Origin of the sequence: Micromonospora sp. DT53 (assembly GCF_049841535.1) — a bacterium.
GTDB lineage: Bacteria > Actinomycetota > Actinomycetes > Mycobacteriales > Micromonosporaceae > Micromonospora.
Genome location: NZ_JBNCKM010000006.1, coordinates 318,257 through 341,922 on the forward strand (window position 1 = coordinate 318,257; position 23,666 = coordinate 341,922).

General features: G+C 71.3%; 22 protein-coding genes. 14 read left to right on the forward strand and 8 right to left on the reverse strand.

The window, feature by feature from the left end:
* Positions 1 to 65 precede the first annotated feature (65 nt).
* Positions 66 to 1,562: an aldehyde dehydrogenase family protein gene (locus ACLQ3B_RS20990; RefSeq protein ID WP_425782391.1), complete on the reverse strand. Its 1,497-nt coding sequence runs from the start codon at positions 1,560 to 1,562 to the stop codon at positions 66 to 68.
* A gap of 259 nt (positions 1,563 to 1,821) precedes the next feature.
* On the opposite strand from ACLQ3B_RS20990, the gene ACLQ3B_RS20995 reads away from it, so the two are divergent.
* From ACLQ3B_RS20995 to ACLQ3B_RS21025, 7 genes are all read left to right on the forward strand, one after another.
* Positions 1,822 to 2,238 (forward strand): FHA domain-containing protein, encoded by a 417-nt coding sequence (locus ACLQ3B_RS20995; RefSeq protein ID WP_425782392.1) that lies wholly within the window; start codon positions 1,822 to 1,824, stop codon positions 2,236 to 2,238.
* An 80-nt stretch (positions 2,239 to 2,318) separates the two neighbouring features.
* On the forward strand, positions 2,319 to 3,392 hold the full coding sequence (locus tag ACLQ3B_RS21000) for an alpha/beta fold hydrolase (RefSeq protein WP_425782393.1): 1,074 nt from the start codon (positions 2,319 to 2,321) through the stop codon (positions 3,390 to 3,392).
* A 148-nt stretch (positions 3,393 to 3,540) separates the two neighbouring features.
* On the forward strand, positions 3,541 to 5,331 hold the full coding sequence (locus ACLQ3B_RS21005; protein ID WP_425782394.1) for a 3-hydroxyacyl-CoA dehydrogenase family protein: 1,791 nt from the start codon (positions 3,541 to 3,543) through the stop codon (positions 5,329 to 5,331).
* Between the two features lie 40 nt (positions 5,332 to 5,371).
* On the forward strand, positions 5,372 to 5,866 hold the full coding sequence (locus ACLQ3B_RS21010; RefSeq protein ID WP_425782395.1) for a SigE family RNA polymerase sigma factor: 495 nt from the start codon (positions 5,372 to 5,374) through the stop codon (positions 5,864 to 5,866).
* A complete protein-coding gene (locus tag ACLQ3B_RS21015; protein WP_425782396.1) occupies positions 5,863 to 6,909 on the forward strand; it encodes a hypothetical protein in 1,047 nt (348 codons plus the stop codon). The genes ACLQ3B_RS21010 and ACLQ3B_RS21015 overlap by 4 nt, the downstream gene beginning before the upstream one ends.
* Before the next feature lie 43 nt (positions 6,910 to 6,952).
* Positions 6,953 to 7,276 carry a hypothetical protein gene (locus ACLQ3B_RS21020; RefSeq protein WP_327034217.1) on the forward strand — a complete coding sequence of 108 codons (324 nt, stop codon included), beginning with the start codon at positions 6,953 to 6,955 and terminating at the stop codon, positions 7,274 to 7,276.
* A 122-nt stretch (positions 7,277 to 7,398) separates the two neighbouring features.
* Positions 7,399 to 8,259 (forward strand): alpha/beta hydrolase, encoded by an 861-nt coding sequence (locus tag ACLQ3B_RS21025; RefSeq protein WP_425782548.1) that lies wholly within the window; start codon positions 7,399 to 7,401, stop codon positions 8,257 to 8,259.
* A 43-nt stretch (positions 8,260 to 8,302) separates the two neighbouring features.
* Here ACLQ3B_RS21025 and ACLQ3B_RS21030 read toward each other — a convergent pair whose 3' ends face one another.
* The 3 genes from ACLQ3B_RS21030 to ACLQ3B_RS21040 form a co-directional block, all read right to left on the reverse strand.
* Positions 8,303 to 9,382 (reverse strand): AI-2E family transporter, encoded by a 1,080-nt coding sequence (locus ACLQ3B_RS21030; RefSeq protein WP_425782549.1) that lies wholly within the window; start codon positions 9,380 to 9,382, stop codon positions 8,303 to 8,305.
* A gap of 165 nt (positions 9,383 to 9,547) precedes the next feature.
* A complete protein-coding gene (locus ACLQ3B_RS21035) occupies positions 9,548 to 9,679 on the reverse strand; it encodes a DUF397 domain-containing protein (RefSeq protein ID WP_425782397.1) in 132 nt (43 codons plus the stop codon).
* Positions 9,670 to 9,816, reverse strand: coding sequence for a hypothetical protein (locus ACLQ3B_RS21040; protein WP_425782398.1), 147 nt, complete (start codon positions 9,814 to 9,816; stop codon positions 9,670 to 9,672). The genes ACLQ3B_RS21035 and ACLQ3B_RS21040 overlap by 10 nt, the downstream gene beginning before the upstream one ends.
* Before the next feature lie 134 nt (positions 9,817 to 9,950).
* Here ACLQ3B_RS21040 and ACLQ3B_RS21045 point away from each other — a divergent pair, with 134 nt between their 5' ends.
* Positions 9,951 to 10,925, forward strand: a complete 975-nt coding sequence (locus ACLQ3B_RS21045) for a hypothetical protein (protein ID WP_425782399.1) — start codon at positions 9,951 to 9,953, stop codon at positions 10,923 to 10,925.
* Positions 10,926 to 11,013: 88 nt separating this feature from the next.
* Here ACLQ3B_RS21045 and ACLQ3B_RS21050 read toward each other — a convergent pair whose 3' ends face one another.
* The 4 genes from ACLQ3B_RS21050 to mce all read right to left on the reverse strand — a co-directional run bounded on the left by ACLQ3B_RS21050 (position 11,014) and on the right by mce (position 17,171).
* The gene (locus ACLQ3B_RS21050) at positions 11,014 to 13,104 is read right to left on the reverse strand and encodes a hypothetical protein (RefSeq protein WP_425782400.1); all 2,091 of its coding nucleotides are present in this window, start codon (positions 13,102 to 13,104) and stop codon (positions 11,014 to 11,016) included.
* A 177-nt stretch (positions 13,105 to 13,281) separates the two neighbouring features.
* Positions 13,282 to 14,544, reverse strand: a complete 1,263-nt coding sequence (locus ACLQ3B_RS21055; RefSeq protein WP_196929763.1) for a DivIVA domain-containing protein — start codon at positions 14,542 to 14,544, stop codon at positions 13,282 to 13,284.
* A gap of 382 nt (positions 14,545 to 14,926) precedes the next feature.
* A complete protein-coding gene (gene ccrA, locus ACLQ3B_RS21060) occupies positions 14,927 to 16,282 on the reverse strand; it encodes a crotonyl-CoA carboxylase/reductase (RefSeq protein ID WP_425782550.1) in 1,356 nt (451 codons plus the stop codon).
* A gap of 412 nt (positions 16,283 to 16,694) precedes the next feature.
* Positions 16,695 to 17,171 carry a methylmalonyl-CoA epimerase gene (gene mce / locus ACLQ3B_RS21065; RefSeq protein WP_425782401.1) on the reverse strand — a complete coding sequence of 159 codons (477 nt, stop codon included), beginning with the start codon at positions 17,169 to 17,171 and terminating at the stop codon, positions 16,695 to 16,697.
* Between the two features lie 62 nt (positions 17,172 to 17,233).
* Here mce and ACLQ3B_RS21070 point away from each other — a divergent pair, with 62 nt between their 5' ends.
* From ACLQ3B_RS21070 to ACLQ3B_RS21095, 6 genes are all read left to right on the forward strand, one after another.
* The gene (locus ACLQ3B_RS21070) at positions 17,234 to 18,433 is read left to right on the forward strand and encodes an acetyl-CoA C-acetyltransferase (RefSeq protein WP_425782402.1); all 1,200 of its coding nucleotides are present in this window, start codon (positions 17,234 to 17,236) and stop codon (positions 18,431 to 18,433) included.
* 114 nt (positions 18,434 to 18,547) lie between these two features.
* Positions 18,548 to 19,549: a methylmalonyl Co-A mutase-associated GTPase MeaB gene (meaB, locus tag ACLQ3B_RS21075; protein WP_425782403.1), complete on the forward strand. Its 1,002-nt coding sequence runs from the start codon at positions 18,548 to 18,550 to the stop codon at positions 19,547 to 19,549.
* 209 nt (positions 19,550 to 19,758) lie between these two features.
* Positions 19,759 to 20,172: an Asp23/Gls24 family envelope stress response protein gene (locus ACLQ3B_RS21080; protein ID WP_425782404.1), complete on the forward strand. Its 414-nt coding sequence runs from the start codon at positions 19,759 to 19,761 to the stop codon at positions 20,170 to 20,172.
* Between the two features lie 157 nt (positions 20,173 to 20,329).
* The gene (locus tag ACLQ3B_RS21085; RefSeq protein WP_425782405.1) at positions 20,330 to 20,740 is read left to right on the forward strand and encodes an Asp23/Gls24 family envelope stress response protein; all 411 of its coding nucleotides are present in this window, start codon (positions 20,330 to 20,332) and stop codon (positions 20,738 to 20,740) included.
* A 108-nt stretch (positions 20,741 to 20,848) separates the two neighbouring features.
* On the forward strand, positions 20,849 to 22,537 hold the full coding sequence (locus ACLQ3B_RS21090) for an acyl-CoA mutase large subunit family protein (RefSeq protein WP_210786094.1): 1,689 nt from the start codon (positions 20,849 to 20,851) through the stop codon (positions 22,535 to 22,537).
* Positions 22,538 to 22,719: 182 nt separating this feature from the next.
* Positions 22,720 to 23,643: a tetratricopeptide repeat protein gene (locus tag ACLQ3B_RS21095; protein WP_425782406.1), complete on the forward strand. Its 924-nt coding sequence runs from the start codon at positions 22,720 to 22,722 to the stop codon at positions 23,641 to 23,643.
* Positions 23,644 to 23,666: the final 23 nt, after the last annotated feature.

Here is a 23,666-nt window from a genome sequence, read left to right on the forward strand (position 1 = left end):
GCCGCGACCACGGCGTATAAACATGTGGATGCGCCGATCCTTCATGATGATCGGTTATCCGACACTTACCTCCCGTACATCGCCTTGATCGCCTTGACGAGTCGAGCCACGTCGGTGGGGGTGCGGTCGAAGGTCATCGACGGCAGCAGCGACCGGGCGCGACGTCGGGTGATCGCCTTGGATCGGCCGAACTCACGCAGGCCGTCCTCCCCGTGGATCCGACCGAAGCCGGAGTCACCGACCCCGCCGAACGGCAGGGTGGACATGCCGGCGAAGGTCAGCGTGGAGTTGATCGAGGCCATCCCGGAGCGCAGTCGCCGGGCGATGGCCACCGCGCGCCGTCGGCCGAAGACCGAACCCCCGAGGCCGTACGACAGGGCGTTGGCGCGGGCGATGGCCTCGTCGGCGTCGCGGACCCGGCTGATGGTCAGCGTGGGGCCGAAGGTCTCCTCGCGGACCGCGGCCGACTCCTCCGGGACGTCCACCAGCACGGTGGGGTGGACGTACGGCGGCTGCACGGCGCTCGGGCCGCCGAGCACGGCGCGCCCGCCGGACACGATCGCGGCGTCGATGTGCCGGCGGATCACGTCGATCTGCTGGGGCATGGTGATCGGCCCGATGTCGGTACCCTCCGGCCCGACCGTCAGCTGGCCGGCGCGAGCCACCACCTTGTCGACGAAGGCGTCGAAGACGGCGTCTACGGCGTACACCCGCTCGATGCCGATGCAGGTCTGGCCCGCGTTGGTCATGCCGCCCCAGACGCACGCCTCGGCGGCCGCGTCCAGGTCGGCGTCGCTGTCGACGATCATGGCGTCCTTGCCGCCGCCCTCGATGAGCACCGGGGTCAGCGTCTCGGCGCAGGCGGCCATCACCTTCCGGGCGGTGGCGGTGGAGCCGGTGAAGGCCAGCTTGTCGACCCCGGAGCGGCAGAGCGCCGCGCCCACGTCGCCCAGCCCGTGTACGGCGGCGAACACCGGCTGCTCGGGCACCACCTCGGCGAAGCTGTCCACCAGCCACTGGCCGACGGCGGGCGTGTACTCGCTCGGCTTGAGCACCACGCCGTTGCCGGCGGCGAGGGCGTACGCGGCGGAGCCGATCGGCGTGAAGACCGGATAGTTCCACGGCCCGATCACGCCGACCACCCCGTACGGCTGGTATTCGAGGTGCGCGGAGAACTCGGCGAGGATGAGCCGGGACCGCACCCGGCGTGGGCCGAGCACACGACCGGCGTTGCGGGCGGCCCAGTCGATGTGCTCGATCGCGGTGACGATCTCGACGATGGCGTCGGCGACCGGCTTGCCGCCCTCGACGTGCACCAACTCGGCCAACTGCTCGATGCGCTTGGCGAGCAGGGCACGCCACCGCAGCATCCGCTCGCGGCGGCCGGTGAAGCCGAGACCGGCCCACCACTCGCCGGCGGCGCGGGCGCGGTCGACGGCCTGCCGCACGTCGGCCTCGGTGGCGACCGGAAGGCGACCGGCCTCGGCACCGGTCGCCGGGCTGGTGGAAACCAACTGGCCCGCGTCGATGACCGGAACGCCCGGGATATGCACTGCCGTCATGGCGGAAGTCTAGACCCGAAGATTACTCACCGGTAGGGTCCTCGATTCGAGGTGGGGAGGCCGGCGTCGCAGCGAGCCGACCGATCGTTGATCAGTGCAGGTCAGGGCGGTGGTGACGGATGCGACCCGCCCGAATCGTCGAACGGCAGGTGGCCGGGAGGTGACGAGAGGCTGACCGGCCGGTCGGTATTGACGACTACCGTCTGATGGCAGGCTGACGCGCGGAGTGACGGTGTGGGGTGGGAAGGGCTGACTGTCCATGGAGGAACATCCGGAACTGATGCCGCTGTTGACGGTCGCGGGTGGACCGATGCGCGGCGCGAGTTTTCGCGTACGAGCCGAACCGCAGGTGATCGGCCGCGCGCCGACCGGTCAGGTGGTCATCAACGACCCGCACCTGAGCCGTCGCCACGCCGAGGTGTGGTTGGCGCCGGAGGGCCCGTCCCTGCGGGACCTGGGCTCCACCAACGGCACCTGGCTCAACGACCGGCGAATCACCGAGGTGGAACGACTCTCCGACGGTGACGTGATCCGGCTGGGCCGTACCGAGCTGCGCCTGTTCGACCCCGGGGTGGCGCTCACCGATCCGGTGGGGCTGAGCTTCGGCCCGTCCCGGCGCGACGTTCGACCGACGCTGCCGCTACCGCTGGCCGCGCCGCCGGGCACGCGTCGCTGACCGCCTGGCGATCGGCCACACCGGGCAGCGCCGTTGGGTGGCGGTCCGACACCTGGACCGGCGGAGACACCCGTGGCAGCATGCCGCGGATGGAAACCGAGCAAAGGACCGTGACGGCGAACGGCATCACCCAGGCGGTACGGGTGGCCGGCCCGTCGGACGGCACGCCGGTGCTGCTGATCCACGGCAACTGCTCGTCCGCGCTGTTCTGGGAGCCGCTGGTCCGGCGTCTGCCACCGACATTGCGGGTGGTGGCCCCCGACCTGCGGGGGTACGGCGACTCCGCGACGGCCCCGGTGGACGCCACCCGGGGCCTGCGGGACTTCGCCGACGACGTGGCCGCCCTGCTGGACGACCCCACGCTCTTCGACGCCGACGCGCAACCGGTGGTGGTCGGGCACTCCCTCGGCGGTGGGGTCGCGATGCGCCTGCTGGTCGACCATCCGCACCGGGTGGGGGCGTTGCTGCTCGCCGCGCCGGTCTCCCCGTACGGCTTCGGCGGCACCCGCGACCTGACCGGCACGCCGACCACAGCCGACTTCGCCGGCACCGGCGCCGGCACGGCGAACCCGGACTTCGTCGCCCGGCTCGCGGCCGGCGACCGGAGCGCGGACGCGCCGGCCAGCCCGCGCGCCGTGCTGCGTGCCACCTACGTGGCCGATCCCGCCTCGCTGGGCGCGGACGAGGACCTGCTGCTGGACACCGTGCTCTCCACCGCCACCGGGGACGACAACTACCCGGGCACGGCGGTGCCGTCGGAGAACTGGCCGGGCACCGCGCCGGGGGAGCGCGGGGTGCTCAACGCGCTCGCGCCGACCTGGTTCCGGCTCGCCGACGAGCTGGTGGCCGTCGCCGAGAAACCACAGGTCACCTGGGTACGCGGGGACGTCGACGTCATCGTCTCAGACACCTCGCTCTTCGACCTGGCGTACCTGGGTTCGCTGGATCTCGTCCCCGGCTGGCCCGGCGCGGACGCCTGCCCACCGCAGCCGATGGTCGGCCAGACCCGGGCGGTGCTCGACAGGTACGCGGCGGCCGGCGGCGCGTACCACGAGGTGGTGCTGCCCGGTTGCGGTCACAGCCCGCACCTGGAGCGCCCGGCGGAGTTCGTCGCGGAGTTGTTGGCCCTGACCAGCCTGTCGGCGGCCGGATAGGCGGACCGGTTCTCGGCCGCGTAGCGGCTGCCGCGCCGTCGGTGAAATATGCCACGGCGTCTCGACAACTCACCGTCAGGTGGCAGACTCGCGCGCATAACCTTAGCGGCCGTTCAGTGGCCGTGCGGAGTCTCTGGGGAGGCCGGTCGTGGCGCGCGAGTTCAGCACCGTTGGCGTGGTGGGGCTGGGCACCATGGGTGCCGGCATCGTCGAGGTCTTCGCCCGCAACGGCATCGACGTGGTGGCCGTGGAGATCTCCGCGCCGGCGTTGGAACGTGGCCGGGCCACCCTGAAGGGTTCCACCGACCGGGCGGTCGCCAAGGGCAAGCTCGCCGAGGCGGACCGCGACGCACTGCACGAGCGGGTGCACTTCGCGGTCGGCCTGGCCGCGCTGCACTCCGTCGACCTGGTCATCGAGGCGGTGCCCGAGCACCTGGACCTCAAGCAGCGGATCTTCGCCGAGCTGGACCGGGTCTGCCGACCGGAGACGATCCTCGCCACCAACACCTCGTCGCTGAGCGTCACCGAGATCTCGGTGGCCACCAGCCGCCCCAACCAGGTGATCGGCATCCACTTCTTCAACCCGGCCCCGGTGATGAAGCTGGTCGAGGTGGTCCGCACTGTCGTCACCGCGCCCGAGGTGGTCGCCGACGTCGAAGCGCTCTGCGCAAGGCTCGGCAAGGTCGACGTCACCATCAACGACCGGGCCGGCTTCATCGCCAACGCGCTGCTCTTCGGCTACCTCAACCACGCGGTCGGCATGTTCGAGTCGCACTACGCGACCCGGGAGGACATCGACGCCGCGATGAAGCTCGGCTGCGGCCTCCCGATGGGCCCGCTGGCGCTGATGGACCTGATCGGCCTGGACACCGCGTACGAGATCCTGGACACCATGTACCGGCGCGGCGGGCGGGACCGCCGCCACGCACCTGTGCCGCTGCTCAAGCAGATGGTGACGGCGGGGCTGCTCGGCCGGAAGTCGGGACGGGGTTTCTACACCTACGAGCGGCCCGGCTCCCCGCTGGTCGTATCGGATGGGACGACGCCGCCGGCCACGGAGTCGGCGGTTGCCGACGGTGCGCGGGCCATCGCGAAGGTCGGCGTCGTCGGTTCCGGGACGATGGCCACCGGGATCATCGAGGTCTTCGCGAAGGCCGGCTACGAGGTCGTCTCGGTGACCCGCGGCATGGAGAAGTCCGCGAAGGTCTGCGAGGCGGTGAAGACCTCGCTGAACAAGGGCGTGGTGCGCGGCAGGCTCGCCGAGGCCGACCGGGACGCCGCCCTGGGCCGGATCAGCTGGTCGGCCACGCTCGACCATCTCGCCGACGTCGACCTGGTGGTCGAGGCGGTCGTCGAGGAGTTGAGCGTCAAGAAGGCCCTCTTCGCCAGCCTCGACGAGATCTGCAAGCCGGGCGTGGTGCTGGCCACCACCACCTCGTCGCTGCCGGTGATCGACGTGGCGATGGCCACCCAGCGGCCGGCCGACGTGGTGGGGCTGCACTTCTTCAACCCGGCGCCGGTCATGCCGCTGGTCGAGGTCGTCCGGACCATCCGCACCTCACCGGAGGCCACTGCCACCGCCCGCGCCGTCTGCGCCGCACTCGGCAAGACCGGTGTGGTCTGCGGCGACCGGTCCGGCTTCATCGTCAACGCGCTGCTCTTCCCGTACCTGAACGACGCGGTGAAGATGTTGGAGGCCAGCTACTCGACGGCCGACGACATCGACCACGCCATGAAGCTGGGCTGTGGCTACCCGATGGGCCCGTTCGAGCTGCTCGACGTCGTCGGGTTGGACGTCTCCCTGGCCATCCAGCGCGAGCTGTACCTGGAACTGCGCGAGCCGGGCTTCGCGCCCGCGCCGCTGCTGGAGCACCTGGTGACCGCCGGCTACCTGGGCCGCAAGACCCGCCGCGGCTTCCGCGACCACTCGCACCGCTGACCCGGTCAACGCCCACGGGTGTTGACCGCGTCTGCAGAGTGTGACCTTCGAGGAGTACGTCACCAGCCGGGGTCCGGCACTGGTCCGGCTCGCCCGGCTGCTGACCGGTGACGAGCACCGGGCCGAGGACCTCACCCAGGACGTGCTGTCCCGGGCGTACGTGCAGTGGCGCAAAATCGCCCGCGCCGACCGGCCCGACGTGTACGTGCGCCGCATGCTGGTCAACGCCAACATCTCCTGGTGGCGTCGCCGATCGAGCCGTGAGCTGGTCGTCGACACCTTCGCCGAGCGGGCGCAGCGTGGCGACCTCGGCGGCGAAGCGGCCGACCGGGACGAGATGTGGCGGCTGATCCTCGGCCTACCCGACCGCCAGCGGGCGGTCCTGGTGCTGCGCTACTACGAGGACCTGGACGACGCGACAATCGCGCAGATCCTGGACTGCTCGCCGGTCACCGTCCGCACCCACGCGATGCGGGCGCTCGCCAACCTCCGGGAGCGCTGCGGTGCCCCGGCCACCAACGGGAGCCGACCGTGACGGACCTCGACCAGCGGATCATCTCAACCCTGCGGGAGCACGCCGACGGCCAGGTGGACATCGGCCGGCTGACCACTGCGGCGGTTGCCCGGGGCCGGGCCCGGCGGGTGCGGCGACGGGCCGCGGTGGGCGGGACGGCGCTCGGCGTCGCGGCGGTGCTCGGCCTCGGGGTGGCGGGTGGCGGTGGGTTGCCCGTGGAGGTGCCCTGGACGGGGGCGAAACCGGCAGTCCGGTCGGCCACGCCGGCGGCGGCGCCCGGGGTGCCAGGCGCACTCGCCCGACCTGATCTGGTCGGAAAGGACCCCGGTCTGCTGCACTTTGGCGTCGACCCGGCCCGCGCTCGCTACCTGAGCTGGCGATCGGCGGATGGTCTGGAGAGCGCCCAGCTGGAGCTGGGTGGCTCCGCGCCGGTCAGTTTCCACCTCGCCCGCAGCGCCGGCGTGGCCGAGGAGGTTCACCTGGAGAGTGACAGGCTGATCCCGGCAGTGGCGATACCGCCCTATGACGGTGAGTTGACGCGGTTCTCCATGGCGGATGGCGTTGATCCGATCTGGGTGCTGCGGTGGCAGCCGCTGCCCGGCCTCTTCGCCCGCCTGCGCACGGTGGCTCCTACCGACGCGGCGCTGCAGGCGGCCAGGAGCGCGCTGCGGCTGGATGTGGCGCACCGGTGCAGCGCCCCGATGCGGCTCACCGCGTTGCCGGCGGGGGCGTGGAGCGCCGGATGCAAGGTCACCGTGACCGACCTCCCGGACGCGCTGGACGTCTCGCTGATCGTCGACGGGCGCGGGGATCGCTCGATGGAGGTGCGGCTCCAGTACCCGCACAGCATCGTCGGTGACCGCCAGGAACCCAATGCGACGGCGGCCGGGCGGCCGGTCTACGTCTACCCGCAGGGCGAGAAAATGGAGCTACTCGACATAGCGAAGGCCCACGTCACCGCCGGTTGGGGCCTGCCACAGAGCGGTTTCACCGAGGAGGACGCGGCGACGGTGCTGGGCGGGGTGCAGGTCGCCGAACACCTGGACCGGCCCGCGACCTGGTGACCGCCCCGGGCGGCCGCACCCACCGGACGTACGCTTGGTGACTGTGAGCCCCCGTCGCAATCGCCCTCGCCGGGACGAGAACGCCAACCTGGACGCCGACCGGGTCCGGCAGGGCGTCGCCTCGGTGCAGCAGTGGACCGACGGCGCCTGGCAGGTACGCGGCATCGGCGCGAACGCGTCGGTCAAGACGTACCGCTGCCCCGGTTGCAACCAGGAGATCCCACCCGGGGTGGCGCACCTGGTGGCCTGGCCGGCGGACGGCCTGGGTGACCTGACCGACCGGCGGCACTGGCACAGCGGCTGCTGGCGCGCCCGGGACCGGCGCGGCCCGGCGGTGCAGCGCGGCCGGGGCGCCCCGCGCTACTGAGCGACCCGGTCCCGGCCGGGGCGCCCCGCGCTACTGAGCGACCCGGCCCCGGACACCTCACGTTCCCGACCTGGGCGACCCGCCGGGGCGTTGCGCGACCCGGTTTAGCGACCTGGGTCACCCTGTTCCTGCCTGGGCGGGCGGTGACGGCGACTTCGCGACAGACTTGGGCGGTGAGCACAGCGATCCGCGCGTCGTCGATCCTGCCCGGCCGCCGGGAGGACATCGAGCTGCACACCGCCGACGGTCTACGGCTGGTCGGTGAGCTGGCCCTGCCTGCCGACCGGCCGCCGGTGGCCACCCTGGTCTGTCTGCACCCGCTGCCCACCCACGGCGGAATGATGGACAGCCACGTGTTCCGCAAGGCGGCCTGGCGGCTGCCCGCCCTGGCCGACCTCGCGGTGCTGCGGTTCAACACCCGGGGCACCAGCAGCGTGCGCGGCACCAGCGAGGGCGCCTTCGACGGCGCGGTGGGCGAGCGGTACGACGTGGCCGCCGCCATCGAGTACGCGGAGTTCGCCGAGCTGCCCAACATCTGGCTCGTCGGCTGGTCGTTCGGCACCGACCTGGCGCTGAAGTACGGCTGCGACCCGACGATCGCCGGAGCGATCCTGCTCTCCCCGCCACTGCGGTTCTCCGCCCCCGAAGACCTCGCCACCTGGGCGGGCTCGGGTCGGCCGCTGGTGGCGCTCGTGCCGGAGTTCGACGACTACCTGCGCCCGACCGAGGCGCGGGAGCGGTTCGCCGCCGTGCCACAGGCCGAGGTGGTCGGGGTGCCGGGCGCCAAGCACCTCTGGGTGGGCGACGCGGAGACGGTGCTCGACGAGATCGTCCGACGGGTCAACCCGGCCGTCGAGGTGCCACTGCCGACGACCTGGGACGGCCCGATGGAGGCCGGCGACGTCAGCGCGTACGCCGACCGGACGGTGGCCGCCTTCGCCGACACGCCCGTCCCCGGCCCGGCCGCCACCAAGGCGGACTGACCGCCCGGCCCCCGGCCCGACCGCTGGTCAGGCCGGCTGACGCTCAGCGGCGCTCCTGGCGGGGCAACACCACCTCGCGCAGGATCAGTTGCAGCGCGGCCACCGTGGGGATGGCGATCAGCGCGCCCACCACACCCAGCAGCGCCACCCCGAGCAGCGCGGCCAACAGGGCGGCCACCTCGTTGACCTCCACCGAGCGCCGCATCACCTTCGGGTAGATGAGGTAGTTCTCCACCTGCTGGTAGATGAGGAAGAAGACCGCGCAGGCGATGCCGGTGGGCAGGTCGGCGGCGAAGCCGACCAGGCTCACGATCACCGCGCCCAGGGTGGCGCCGATCTGCGGGATCAGGTCGGTCACCGCGACCACCACGGCCAGCGCGAACGGGTACGGCAGGTCGACGATCAGCGCGAACACGAAGGTGGTCGCGCCGGCCAGCACCGCGATGCTCAACGCACCGACCATGTACGCGCCCACCTTGGCCAGGATCTCGTCACCGATCAGCTGCACCCGCTGCCGCCGGGACCGGGGCACCAACGAGTAGCCCAGCGAGCGCAGCTTGTCGAAGTAGGCCAGGAAGTAGATGGTCAGCACCAGCACGGTGAGCGTCCGGAACACCGTGCCGAAGATCAGTTGGGCGCCGCCCAGCACCCCGCCGAGCGCCCGTCCGACGGTCTGCGCGTTCGCCGCGCCCTGCACCCGCTCCACCACGTCGTACCGCTCCACCAGGTCATTGACCGTCGGATTGCGGCGCAACTCGTCGAGCAGGCTCGGGATCTGGTCGATGAACTGCCCCGACTGGGTGACGATCGGCGGGACCAGCGCCACCACGCCGCCGCAGAGCAGCAGCACCACGGTCAACGCGACCCCCGCCACCGCCAGGCCGTGCGGCACACCCCAGCGGCCCAGCCGGACCACCGCCGGGTTGAGGCCGACCGCGAGGAAGAGCGCGATCACCACAAGCACGAGAATGCCGCCGGCATTGCGAATCCCCAGATAGAGGGTGTACGCCAGCAGCACGCCCAGCGCACCGGTGAAGCCGATCAGGAAGCTGCTGCGGCGCAGTGGCCGCCCCGGTGTGCCGAACTTTCCGGACGGGACCGCCGGCGGCTCGTCCGGGTCGATCCCCGGTGCGGGAACCGGCACCGGCGGTGGCGTTTCCGCCGGTGCTGGTGTTCCCGCCGGTGCTGGCGTCTCTGCCGGCTGTGGGGTTTCCGCCGGCTGGGGCCGTTGGGTCACGTTCGGGTCATCGCCGGACGGGTCGTGCTGTGGCACCAGGGACCTCCCGGCTCAGGCGCTCGGGCGACGGGCAACGGCCAGGAACGCCCGCCACGCGGCAGGCGCGAACACCAGCACCGGCCCGGCCGGGTCTCCGTTGCCGCTACGGCTGGATGTGCGCCAGAGCGCGCCGGTCAGGTCCATGAGGTCACAACTTCCTTCATCAGCTCGATCGACTGGCGACGGGACGACGCACCGTTTCTGATCATCTCCCAGCGCGCGAGCAGCGTAGCCACCTCATGGTCGCCATCGACGACGAGACCGTCAATCTGGTGCGCCATGTGCCCCACCCAACCACCCTCGGACGTCGCCTGGGCCCTGCCCACCCACAGATCTTGGACAGTTTCGTCAGGGCCTAACGGAAACTGTCCAAGATCTGGTGGTGAGGCGGCGCGCATCGGCGAAAGCTGTCCTGATGTTGCCCGCCGATGACGCCGACGGACTCGACTGGCTCGCCTTCGAGCAGGCGGGAGTGCTGACGATCGCGCAGGTCGCCAACCTGCTCAGCGAGGGGGCGGTGCGGGGCCGGATTCGGTTCGGTCGGTGGCGGTCGATCTGTCGCGGGATTCTGCTGGCCGGCAACGGCCGACTCACCCGCGACCAACAGCTCTGGGTGGCGGTGCTGGCGGCCGGGCCGGGGGCGGTGCTGGCCGGGGTGTCCGCCGCCGCCGAAGCCGGGGTACGGGGACTGCGACGCGAACCGCTGCACGTGCTGGTGCCGGCAGCTCGCCGTGCCGCGCGGAGCACGCTGCGTCGACTTCCGATCGACATGCCCGCCGTCCTGGTCCACCGTACGACGGTCCTGCCCGACGCCCATCTCCAACGTGCCCGCCCGCCGCGCACCACGACGGCGCGGGCCCTGGTGGACGCGGCGGGCTGGGCGGCCGGCGTGGACGAGGCACAGGCGGTGCTGGCCGCCGGTTGCCAGCAGCGCCGGGTGCTGCCCGAGGAGTTGCAGGCGGTGCTCGACGTCCTCCCTCGGGCACCCCGTCGGCGGCTGATCTTGCAGACTGTCAGCGACATCGCTGGCGGCGCACAGGCGCTCTCCGAGATCGACTTCGTGCGGCTGTGCCGCCGGCACGGGCTGCCTGCCCCCGACCTTCAGGAACACCGGGTCGACGCGGCCGGCCGGAACCGCTGGCTCGACGCGTACTGGCGGGAGTGGCGGGTGCAGGTGGAGATCGACGGCGCGCACCACATGGACGCCAAGCAGTGGGCGGCGGACATCCGTCGGCAGAACGACGTCTGGACCAGTGGCGACCGGATCCTGCGCTTTCCGGCCTGGCTGGTCCGCGCCCGCCCCGACGAGGTCGCCGAAACCGTCCGCCGTGCCCTCACCGCAGCCGGCTGGACCCCCACCGCACCCCTGCGCCACCCCACGAGAAAGTGAATCTTGGACACTTTCCGTCAGCCGCTGACTGTGACAGCCGCTGACGGAAAGTGTCCAAGATCTCGAAGCTCGGACGGGCGGACGCCCGTCACTCCTTCTCGATGGTGACCTTGCTGGGCTTGGCGCTGCGCTCGTCGGTGGTCGGCTTGCTGGGTCGCTTGCCGTTCTCACCGGTGCTAGTGATCTTGGTGGGCTTGGCGCCCCGGCCACCCTCGCCCGGAACGGCGGCCACGGTCGGCTCCCCGTCCACACCAGCGCTCGCCGTCCCACCGTCCACGGTGGTCATCGGCTCGGCCACCGGGCGCGTCGTTGACTGCCCGGACTCCTCCGCGCCCGCGTTCACCGGCTGCCTGGAGTCGGCGGGCTCCGTCTTCAACCCGGTGCCCGTACCCGACCCGGAGGCCGCGCCGGCGGCAACGCTCACGCCGTCGTCCCCACCACCGGACACACCCTCGCTCGCGCCGTCCTCCGCGGCTGGCGCGGTCGGGCCGTCGATCGGACCGGCGACACTCTGCAACCGCAGTTCGGACATCTGACGCTGGAACTCGTCGGACTCCTGCCGGGCCTTCCAGGTCTCCTGCCGCAGATCCGCGAGCTGCTGCTGGGCCTGGGCGATCTCCAGCATCACCTGGGCCAACTGCTGCCGGCCCGCCGCCGACTCCTGCTGGGTCGCCGCCAGGTGCTGCTGGGTGGTGGCCAGGTGCTGCTGCGTGGTGGCCGCGTACTCCTCGAACTGCCGTCGCGACGCCGCGACATGCTCGTCGGCCTTGCGGCGCTTGTCGCCGGCCTCGGTCTCGGCGCGGCTCAGCAGCTCCGCGGCCTCCGCCTCGGACCGCTGGCGCAGCGCCGCGGCGTCCTGCTCGGCGGCCTGACGGACGCCGGCCGCGCCCTGCTCGATCTCGTTCTTGCGAGCGGTGTACTCGGTCTCCAGCTCGTTCTTCCGCGTGGAGTACTCGGTCTCCAGCTCGTCCTTGCGGCTCGTGAAGCCGCTCTCCAACTCCTGCTGACGGCTGGTGAACCCGGCCTCCAGCTCCTGTTGGCGCGACGTGTGCTGCTTGTCCAACTCGTCGCGGCGCTTCGCGAACTCCTGCTCGGCCGTGGACCGTCGCTGCGCCAACTCCCGGTCGGCTGCCTCCCGCCGGGAGTTGACCTCCTGCTCCACCCCGGCCCGCCACGCGCCCAGCTCCTGCTGGGTCTGCGCCCGGGTGTGCTGCACGTACGCCTCGGTCTCGGTGCGCATCCGCTGCACGTACGCCTCGGTGTCGGCGCGGCTGCGCTTCGCCGACTCGGTGGCCTGCGTCGTCAGCCGCTCGGCCTCCTGCTGCGCCTTGGCGCGGGTGGCCCGCCCGGCCATCGACGCGTCGTCGATGATCTGCTTGGCCTCCTGCTGCGCCTTGGCGTGGGTGGCGCGCCCGGCCTCGGTCGCGGTGTCGGTGAGCCGCTTGGCCTCCTGGAGGGCCTTGGCATGCACCTCCTTGGCCGCGTCGCGCAGGTCGCTGGCCTCCTGCCGGGCGTTGGCCAACGTCTCGCGGGCCGTCTCGCGCAGCTTGGTGGCTTCCTGCTGGGCCCGGGTGTGGATCTCCTTGGCGGAGTCCCGTAGTTGGGTGGCCTCCTGCTGGGCCTTCGCCAGCGCGTCCTGCGCCGCCTTGCGCAACTGCGCCGACTCGTCCTTGGCCGACCGCAGGGTCGCCTCCGCCTCGGCCCGCCGGGCGGAGCTGTGCCGCTCCTCCTCCGCGCGTCGGGCGGCGAGGGCGATCTCGAAGTCCTTCAGAGCCCGCCCGGCCTGCTCGCGGGCCTCCTCGATGATGTGCTCGGCAGCGGCACGACGGGCCTCGATCTCACCGTTCGCGTCGGTGAGGATCTGCTCGGCCTGCTCCTCGGCGAGAGTGAGGATCGACTCGACCCGCGGGCCGAGATGCCGGAACGACGCCCGGTCGACCACGTTCATCTGCTTGCGCACCTGGGTCAGGTCGCGCTGGAGAACCTCGACCTGGCCGGCGAGCTTGTGGATCTGTGTGTACGCCTGTTCCCGTTCGGAGGCGAGGGTCGCGATCTCGTGCTCAGCACGCGCGACATAACGGTCGACCTGTTTCTTTTCGTACCCCCGCAGAGCGGACTCGAAGCTGGGCTCCGTCGTCACGTCCCCGCCGAGCGCGAACAGTTCCTCGCCGTGCGACATGCCCCCATCCTCACACGCAACGGGCCCTGCTGGGGCGATACGGACGGGCCTTGTGGGAGCTACTTCACTCCGTTGCTGCTGGCGGATACCACCGGTTAGGAAACGCATACGGCGCGAGGTGGCACCGGTTACCCGGTGTCACCTCGCGCCGTCGATGCCCCGACCTGACGCCTCGCGTCAGCCGGCGGTCTCCGCGGGCACCCGCTCCTGACCGCCCTCGGTCTTCTTGGCGTCCGGCTTCGCAGCCGGAGCGGCCTGCGCCGGCATTCCCGGAACGATGCCGGCGAGCCCGGAGAGCATCTGACCCAGCTGCGACGTGACCGCGTCCTTCTGCCGGGTGAGGTCATCGACCTCGCGGCGGGCGGCCTGCGTGGTCAGCTCCGCCTCGGTGCGAGCCTCGGTGAGCAGACGCTGCGACTCGGCCTTCGCCTCGTTGAGGGTCTTCTCCGAGTGGGCCTTGGCCTTGTCGACCGTCTCGGCGGCGTTGCGCTCCGACTCGACCCGCCGTGCCTCGGCGCGCTGCTCGATCTCCTTGGCCCGCTCCTGTGCGGCCCGGGCACGCTGCTCGGCCTCGCTGACCATCTTCTGGGTCTGCGAGACCTGGGCGGCGTGGCGCTCCGACTCCTCGCGCTCGGCCTTCTCCCGCCGCTCGGCCAGCTGGAGCTCCAGGGCCTGCAGGTCCTTGTCGCGCTTGTCCCGCGCATCGGTGAGCAGCTTGGTCGCCTCGGCGCGCTTCTCCTCAGCCTCCCGGGCGGCCTTCGCCCGCTGCTGGGTGATCTCCCGCTCGGCGGTGGCCCGGAGGGTGGCTACCTCCCGCTCGACAGTCGACTTCAGCTCGGCCACCTCGTGCGCGGTGACCGTACGCAGCTGCTTGGTCTCACGGTCGGCGTCGGCGCGCAGCGTGTCAGCCTCGCGGCGGGCCTGCACCCGGACCTCGGCGGCCTCGCGCTCGGCGGCCGTGCGCAGGTTGCCCGCCTCGCGCTCGGCGCTCGCCTTCATGGCCGCCGCCTCGGCACGGGCCTTGTCGGTGATCTCACGGGCCTCGAGGCGGGCGGCGGAGAGGATGCCCTCCGACTCGCGCTTGGCCTCGTTGCGGTGGTCGTTGGCCTGCTCCTCGGCGAGCCGGAGGATCTGCTCAACGCGAGTGCCAAGCCCGGAGAGGGTGGGCCGGCTGTTCTCTTCGAGCTGCTTGTTCGTGTCGGTGAGCTTCTGCTCCAGCGCACTCATGCGCTGCTCGGCCTGGCGGAGTCGACGCTGGGCGTCGTTCATCCGCTGCTCGGCCTCGGCACGGGCCTGCTCGGACTGGGTCAGCGCGGCGGTCATCCGGCCGAGGAAGTCGTCGACCTGATGGGTGTTGTATCCGCGCAGGCCAACGGTGAAATCTGGCTGCGAGTTCGCGTTATCGAAGAACGCGAGAGGGGAGGACTGCTGCTGGGGCATTGGGACATACTGGCAGACGCCCCAGGGTGCTTCGCAAGAGCGGTGGGAAGCTTTCGTGCCCTCTTTACATGGTCAACTCCCGCGACCGGCGAGGTTCGACCAATCGGCGATCTTGGCAGGTCCCGGCCTGTCGCACACCACGCAGCGTGACGCGGAAAAGGGCCCCGGGGTTACCCCGAGGCCCTTTGTTCGATCCGGGTGGGTTATCCGCTAATGGGGGCGGAAGAACAATGAGCGATCAGCGCAATGGTCATCTGGCGTTCCACCGTCCGGCCGGGACCCGCACCGGCGGTGCCGGTCAGTGCTCCGAGGACCGGCGGTGCCGGTCAGTGCTCCGAGGACCGGCGGTGCCGGTCAGTGCTCCGAGGACCGGCGGTGCCGGTCAGTGACCCCGGAACCGGTTGATCGCGTCCTCGTGCCGCGCCCGCAGCTCCCCGTCGCGTACGCCCAGCCCGTCGGTGGGTGCGAGGCAACGCACGCCGACCTTGCCCTGGTGGGCGTTGCGGTGCACCTCGTACGCGGCCTGGCCGGTCTGCTCCATCGGATAGGTGCGGGACACCGTCGGGTGCACCTTGCCGAGCGCGACCAGGCGGTTGGCCTGCCACGCCTCGTGGTAGTTGGCGAAGTGGCTGCCCACGATCCGCTTGAGGTGCATCCACAGGTAGCGGTTGTCGTACTGGTGCTGGAAGCCGCTCGTGGAGGCGCAGGTGACGATGGTCCCACCGCGCCGGGCCACGTAGACGCTGGCGCCGAACGTCTCCCGACCCGGGTGCTCGAAGACGATGTCCGGGTCCTCTCCGCTGGTCAGCTCGCGGATCCGCTCACCGAAGCGCCGCCACTCGTCCGGGTCCTGGGTTTCCTCGTCCTTCCAGAAGCGGAAGCCCTCCGCGGCCCGGTCGATGACCAGTTCGGCGCCCATCCGGCGGCACAGCTCGGCCTTCTCCGGTGAGGACACCACGCAGACCGGGATCGCCCCGCCGTTGAGCGCCATCTGCGTGGCGTACCCGCCGAGGCCGCCGGAGGCACCCCAGATCAGCACCACGTCGCCCTGCTTCATGTTGGCCCCGTGGTGCGAGACGAGCTGCCGGTACGCGGTGGAGTTGACCAGCCCGGGGCTGGCCGCCTCCTCCCAGCTCAGGTGCCGCGGCTTGGGCATCAGCTGGTTGGCCTTGACCACGGCCAACTCGGCCAGCCCGCCGAAGTTCGTCTCGAAACCCCAGATCCGCTGCTGCGGGTCGAGCATGGTGTCGTCGTGCCCGGCCGCGTCCTCCAGCTCGACGGAGAGACAGTGCGCCACCACCTCGTCGCCGGGCGCCCAGCGGGTCACCCCGGGGCCGGTGCGCAGCACCACGCCCGCCGCGTCCGAGCCGACCACGTGGTACGGCAGGTCGTGCCGGCGGGTCAGCTCGGAGACCCGGCCGTAGCGCTCCAGGAACCTGAAGGTGGGCAGCGGTTCGAAGATGCTGGTCCACACCGTGTTGTAGTTGATCGCGCTGGCCATCACCGCGACCAGCGCCTCGCCCGGCGCCAGCTCCGGCGTCGGCACCTCCTGCACGTGCAGCGCCTTGCGGGGGTCCTTGTCCCGGGTGGCCATCCCGTCGAACATCCGGGCCTCCTCGGCGCGGACCACCACGCCCCGGTAGCTCTCCGGTACGGGCAGCCCGGCGACGCCGGCGAGTTCGCGGTCCGGATCGTTCGATTCCTCCGCCGCCATGATCGCTTCGAGGATGTCCTGCACGGTGACCTCCGGTTCGTCCGCACCCGCACGGGCCCGGGTGCTGCCATCGTCGGCGCCGGTGGGCACGACCGCCATGTCGGCATTCGACACATCCGGCACCGGTCGCGCTCCTGTGGGGCCGGACGTTACTGAACGGTAGCTAGGCCGGGAAGTCCTCTGTGAAAAACTGCATCCGCCGATGCGTGAAGGTGTCCGACCACCCCGCCAACCACACACCAACGTGCGTCTGAAGCGCGCCGGCGCACGTTGGGTGGCCGGATGCGGCAACTTCGGGGATGTTGCTGCATCAGGCGTGGCAGAGGCAGCAACATCCCCGAAGTTGTGTCGATCTTGCGCGGCGCGGCGCGGCGCGGCCCCGCGCGGGTGGTGGGAAGAGTGGGCTCCGGTCGCGGGGGCGCGGCCGGGAAGGCTGTTAGTGGGTGGTGGGGGCGGGTTCCACCAGTTCCACCAGGACGCCGCCGGCGTCCTTGGGGTGGACGAAGTTGATCCGACTGTCCGCGGTGCCACGCCTCGGAGCGTCGTAGAGGAGGCGCACGCCGCGCTCGCGCAACGCCGCGCAGGCCGCGTCGATGTCCACCACGGTGTACGCGACCTGCTGCACGCCCGGCCCGTTACGGTCCAGGAACTTCGCGATCGTCGACTCCGGGGTGAGCGGGGCGAGCAACTGCACGCAGCCGCCCTCGGTGGTCGGCCCGACTGCCAGCATCGCTTCCCGAACGCCCTGCTCGACGTTTGTCTCCACGTGTACGCAGCGCATGCCGAACGTCCGCTGGTAGAAGTCGATCGCGGCGTCCAGGTCGGCCACGGCGATCCCGACGTGGTCAATCTTGCGAAGCCCGATGTCTGTGACGTAGTCCGCACCGGGCTCGACGGGGGAGTTCTCTGCCATGGCGCTAGTCTGGCCGAACAATCGTTAAGGCGTACAGCTCGGCACCCCCCTCGGAGGCAGGCATGGCTTCGGTGATCGTCAGCGGCGCGCGGACCCCGATGGGCCGGCTGCTGGGCAACCTCAAGGACCTCCCGGCCACGAAACTCGGTGGGATCGCCATCAAGGCGGCGCTGGAGCGTGCCGGCGTCAGCCCAGACCAGGTCCAGTACGTGATCATGGGGCAGGTGCTGCAGGCCGGCGCCGGTCAGATTCCGGCTCGGCAGGCGGCGGTCGAGGCCGGCGTCCCGATGTCCGTGCCGGCGCTGACCATCAACAAGGTCTGCCTCTCCGGCCTGGACGCGATCGCCCTGGCCGACCAGCTGATCCGCGCCGGCGAGTTCGACATCGTGGTGGCCGGCGGCATGGAGTCGATGACCAACGCCCCGCACCTGCTGATGGGCCAGCGCACCGGCTACAAGTACGGCGACGTGGTGGTCAAGGACCACATGGCGCACGACGGGCTCAGCGACGCCTGGGACTGCTGCTCGATGGGCGAGTCGACCGAGCGGCTCGGCGTCAAGCACGGCATCTCCCGCAACGAGCAGGACGCCTTCGCCGCCGCCAGCCACCAGCGGGCCGCCGCCGCGCAGAAGAACGGTCACTTCGCCGACGAGATCGCCCCGGTGGTCATCCCGCAGCGCAAGGGCGACCCGCTGGTGATCAGCGAGGACGAGGGCATCCGTCCGGACACCACGGTCGAGTCGCTGGCCAAGCTGCGCCCCGCCTTCGCCAAGGACGGCACCATCACCGCCGGCAGCTCCTCACCGATCTCCGACGGCGCGGCGGCGGTGCTCGTGATGAGCAAGGCCAAGGCGAAGGAGCTGGGGCTGACCTGGCTGGCCGAGATCGGTGCGCACGGCAACGTGGCGGGCCCGGACAACTCCCTGCACTCGCAGCCGTCGAACGCGATCAACCACGCCCTGAAGAAGGGCGGCCTGAGCGTGACGGACCTGGACCTCGTCGAGATCAACGAGGCGTTCGCGCAGGTCGGCGTCCAGTCCACCCGGGACCTGGGGGTCGACCCGGACAAGGTCAACGTCAACGGCGGCGCGATCGCGCTGGGGCACCCGATCGGCATGTCCGGCGCGCGCCTCGTACTCACCCTCGCCCTGGAGCTGAAGCGGCGCGGCGGTGGCACCGGCGCGGCGGCGCTCTGCGGCGGCGGTGGCCAGGGCGACGCGCTGATCATCCACGTGCCGGAAAATGCCCCGGCCAGCCAGTGAGCGCGAGGAGCGAGCCGATTTTGCGAGCCCCGCAGCCGCGAACAAGGATGATGCAGTGAGCGCGAGGAGTGAGCCGGTTTTGCGAGCCCCGCAGTCGCGAACCGAGTCCAGCCAGTGAGCGAGGCCGAGCACGTCCCAGCAGCGGGCACCACGTCGGTGCGCCGCAGCCGGGACGTACCCCTGCTGGTCGAGCGGGCCCGCACGGGTGACCCCCGCGCGGTGGCCCGGCTGATCACGCTCGTGGAAAACGGTGACGCGCTGTTGCCGGCGATCGCCGCGGCGCTGGCGCCGTACGCCGGGCAGGCCCAGGTGGTCGGGCTGACCGGTTCACCCGGGGTGGGCAAGTCGACCACCACGAACGAGCTGGTCCGCGCGCTGCGGGCGCACGGGCACCGGGTCGGTGTGCTGGCGGTCGACCCGTCCAGCCCGTTCACCGGCGGGGCGATCCTCGGTGACCGGGTGCGGATGCAGGACCACGCCACCGATCCGGGTGTCTACATCCGGTCGATGTCCAGTCGGGGGCACCTCGGCGGGTTGGCCGCGGCGACGCCGCAGGCGGTCCGGGTGCTGGAGGGCGCCGGCTGCGACGTGGTGCTGGTGGAGACCGTCGGCGTCGGGCAGGCCGAGGTGGAGGTCGCCTCGCTGGCCGACACGACGCTGGTGCTGCTCGCGCCCGGGATGGGCGACGCGATCCAGGCTGTCAAGGCCGGCATCCTGGAGATCGCCGACGTGTTCGTGGTCAACAAGGCGGACCGGGACGGCGTCGACGCCACCGTCCGTGACATCCAGGGCATGATCGCTCTCGGCGAGCGCGGGCCGGGGCAGTGGCGTCCGCAGGTGGTCCGGTCGGTGGCCGCACGGGGCGAGGGTATCGACGACATCGCCGCCGCCATCGACAAGCACCGGGGCTGGCTGGTCGAGCACGGCGAGCTGCGCCGTCGGCAGGAGGCGCGGGCCGCCGCCGAGATCGAGGCGATCGCGCTCGGCACCCTCCGCGCCCGGATCGGCTCCCTGCGCGACGGTACGGAGCTGAGCACGCTCGCCACCAAGGTTGCCGAGGGCGCGACCGACCCGTACACGGCGGCGGAGGAGCTGCTCGCCCAGCTCGCCCGCTGATCTCGTCCAGCTGGACCAACCGGGCCGGCACTGTCCGGTGCGGACCGACGTCGTCGCTCGTTCGGCCGGTCGCAGCGCGCCGCACGCCGCAAGCGAAGGTCGCTCTGGTTTTAGTAGGCTCGCCGCGCGTGGCCGGGAGCGAGGCTGCCGCGAAGCGGGCTGACGAACCGGTCGGTCCACAGTGCACCGGGACCAGGGGAGATGTGATCATGACGGACGCGGTGGAGAACGTCGGCGCAGTGCAGCCCGCGACGGGCGCGGCCCGGGGTGTCACGTCGGTCTCCGACGAGGTCGTGGAGAAGATCGCCGGTGCGGCCGCTCGTGCCGTGCCCGGTGTCGCCGATCTGGGCGGTGACGTTTCCCGGTTCTTCAACAGCGTGCTGGACAAGATCGGCCTGGACGAGGTCGGCGACGCTCGGCGAGGCATCTCGGCCGACGTCAAGGGCAGTTCGGCCGTCATCAACGTGGTCCTGGTGATCGACGCCGGGCACGTCGTGGCCGACGTGACCGAGGCTGTGCGGGCCGCGGTGATCGAGGCAGTGGAGAAGTACGGCCTGACGGTCACCCAGGTCAACGTCACGGTGGACGACATCGAGCTGAATCAGCCGGGCGCGGGAGTCTGAGGCGTGGCCGCCCGGCGGCCCAACGGCTGCCGGACCGCCCGTTGACCGTCCACCGGGAACATCCCGGGACCGCCTCGTCCTAGTAGGCTCGCACTGCCCCACCTTCACCGGGGCCGGACGTGCCCAGACGCGGTGGTGCGAGGAGCAGGGAGCGACTGTGGACCTGGAAGCAACGCAAAGGCTGACCAGGCCGTCGGTGCCGGCTGGTGGGACGACGCAGGTCGCCGACGAGGTGATCGAGAAGATCGCCGTCGCGGCGGCGCGCGCGGTGCCCGGCGTGGCCGACTTGGGCGGTGACGTCGCCCGGTTCTTCAACGCGGTTCTCGACCGGGTCGGGTTGGACCAGGTGGGTGACGCCCGGCGGGGTTGCTCGGCCCACGTCACCGAGGACGCCGCAGTGGTCAACCTGGTGTTGGTGATCCAGGCCGGTCGACCGGTGGCGGAGGTCACCGGTCAGGTGCGCGCTCAAGTGACCGAGGCGGTCGAGGCGTTCGGGCTGCGGGTCGATGAGGTCAACATCCGGGTCGACGACATGGCGATCGGCGAAACCTCCGCCACAACTCCGTGATCGACGCGGTGCCTGCTGTTACCTGTCGGTAGGGCGGGACTTAGCGATCGTTCAGGTAGGGGCCTTACACTCGACGTGCAGTCGAGGACCCGAGGAGGAGCCCTGCTCATGGACGCCGACGAGATCGACGCCGGACGGGCGCGCTGGCAGGCCCGGTACGACGCCGCGCGCAAGCGGGACGCGGACTTCACCACGCTCTCCGGGATGCCGGTGGAGCCGGTGTACGGGCCGCCGGAGGGGGCCACCTATCCGGGCTTCGAACGGATCGGCTGGCCGGGCGAGTATCCGTACACCCGGGGTTTGTATCCGACCGGATACCGCGGGCGGACCTGGACGATCCGGCAGTTCGCCGGCTTCGGCAACGCCCAGCAGACAAACGAGCGCTACAAGATGATCCTCGGCGCCGGTGGCGGCGGCCTCTCGGTGGCGTTCGACATGCCGACGCTGATGGGCCGCGACTCGGACGACCCGCAGGCGCTCGGCGAGGTCGGCCACTGCGGCGTGGCCATCGACACCGCCACCGACATGCAGGCGCTCTTCGACGGCATCGACCTGGCCGGCGTCACCACCTCGATGACCATCTCCGGCCCGGCCGTGCCGGTGTTCTGCATGTACCTGGTCGCCGCCGAGCGGCAGGGCGCCGACCTGTCCAAGCTGGACGGCACCCTGCAGACCGACATCTTCAAGGAGTACATCGCGCAGAAGGAGTGGCTCTTCGACCCGGAGCCGCACCTGCGTCTGATCGGCGACCTGATGGAGTACTGCGCCCGGGAGATCCCGCGCTACAAGCCGCTGTCGGTCTCCGGCTACCACATCCGCGAGGCCGGGTCGACCGCCGCGCAGGAGCTGGCGTACACCCTGGCGGACGGTTTCGGCTACGTCGAGCTGGGGCTCTCGCGTGGGCTGGACGTGAACGTCTTCGCGCCGGGGCTGAGCTTCTTCTTCGACTCGCACCTCGACTTCTTCGAGGAGATCGCCAAGTTCCGGGCCGCCCGCCGGATCTGGGCCCGCTGGCTGCGCGACGTCTACGGCGCGACAAGCGAGAAGGCCCTGTGGCTGCGCTTCCACACGCAGACCGCCGGGGTGTCGTTGACCGCGCAGCAGCCGGTCAACAACGTGGTACGCACCGCCGTCGAGGCCCTCGCGGCGGTGCTCGGCGGCACGAACTCGCTGCACACCAACGCGCTGGACGAGACCCTGGCGCTGCCCACCGACGAGTCGGCCGAGATCGCCCTGCGTACCCAGCAGGTGCTGATGGAGGAGACAGGTGTGGTGAACGTGGCCGACCCGCTCGGTGGCTCCTGGTACGTCGAGGCGTTGACCGACAAGATCGAGGCCGAGGCGGAGGAGATCTTCGCCCGGATCCGGCAGCTCGGCGGCGACGGCCCGCACCAGATCGGCCCGATGACCTCGGGCATCCTGCGCGGTATCGAGGATGGCTGGTTCACCGGGCACATCGCCGAGTCGGCCTTCGTCTACCAGCAGGCTCTCGAAAAGGGCGACAAGAAGATCGTCGGGGTCAACTGCCACACCGGCACGGTCGCCAAGGAACTGGAGATCCTGCGCATCTCGCACGAGGTGGAGTTGGAGCAGCGCCGGGTGCTTGCCGAGCGCAAGGGCGCCAGGGACGAGTCGGCGGTCCGCGCGGCGGTGACCCGGATGATCGAGGCGAGTCGTACCGACGAGAACATGATCCCGGCCATGCTCGACGCGGTCCGCGCCGAGGCGACCCTGGGCGAGATCTGCGACGCCCTGCGCGCCGAGTGGGGCACCTACCGGGAACCAGCCCGCTTCTAACTCTTGCCCTTCACCCCCACCCCCGTCGATCTTGCAGTTGGTGTGCCGACATAAGTCATAAATGTGGCGTACCGGCGACAGAATGTGCAAGATCACGGGGGGTGGGGGCGGGGCGTGAGAGTTGCAACGTCGGGGTTGCGGGTGAGCTGAGATCGGGGGCTCACGTGCGAGACTAGGTAACCATGAGCGACCCACGGATCACCTCGTCGATCTTCACCCGCGGCGCGGTCGACCTCAGCACGCTGCGTGGCCCCGCACCAGCCGCAACCCGCCCCGGCACGCCCCCGCAGGGCGGCCCGTCCAACGGCGCCCCCGGCGCGCCCACCGCCGGCGGTGACACCGCCATCGTGGACGTCACCGAGGCGACCATCCAGTCCGACGTGCTCGAACGCTCGATGGCCACGCCCGTCGTCGTGTTCTTCGGCGCGGCCGGCTTCCCGGAGAGCGACGAGTTCGCCCCGGTCCTGGAGCGGCTGAACGCCGAGGGCGGCGGCACCTGGGTGCTGGCGCGGGTCGACGTGCAGGAAAATCCCCGCATCGCCCAGATGTTCCGGGTGCAGGGCGTCCCCATGGTCTACGCGGTCGTCGGCGGTCAACCGGTCGACGCCTTCTCCGGAGTGGTGCCCGAGGCGCAGCTGCGGCAGTGGATCCAGGCCGTGCTCAAGGCCGGCGGCGTGGCCGTCGCCGAGCCGGAGGACCCCCGCCTCGACGAGGCGGACGACGCGCTGATGAGCGGCGATCTGGACGCCGCCGAGCAGGCGTACCGGAAGATCCTCGCCGACGCCCCGGCGGACGCCGCGGCCACGGCGGGGCTGGCCCAGGTCGGGGTGGCCCGCCGGGTCGCCGGCGCCGACCCGTCCGCCGCGCTGGCCGCCGCCGAGAGCGCCCCCGACGACGTCGCCGCCCAACTGCTGGCCGCCGACATCGAGGTGCTCAGCGGCCTGGCCGAGCAGGCGTACGCGCGGCTCGTCGGTCTGGTCCGGCGCACCGCCGGTGAGGATCGCGAGACGGTACGCCAGCACCTGGTCTCGCTGTTCTCCATCGCCGGCCCGGACGACCCGGCGGTCGCCTCGGCGCGTCGGGCCCTGGCCAGCGCCCTGTTCTGAGTTCGTAGCACGCCAGCGCGGGC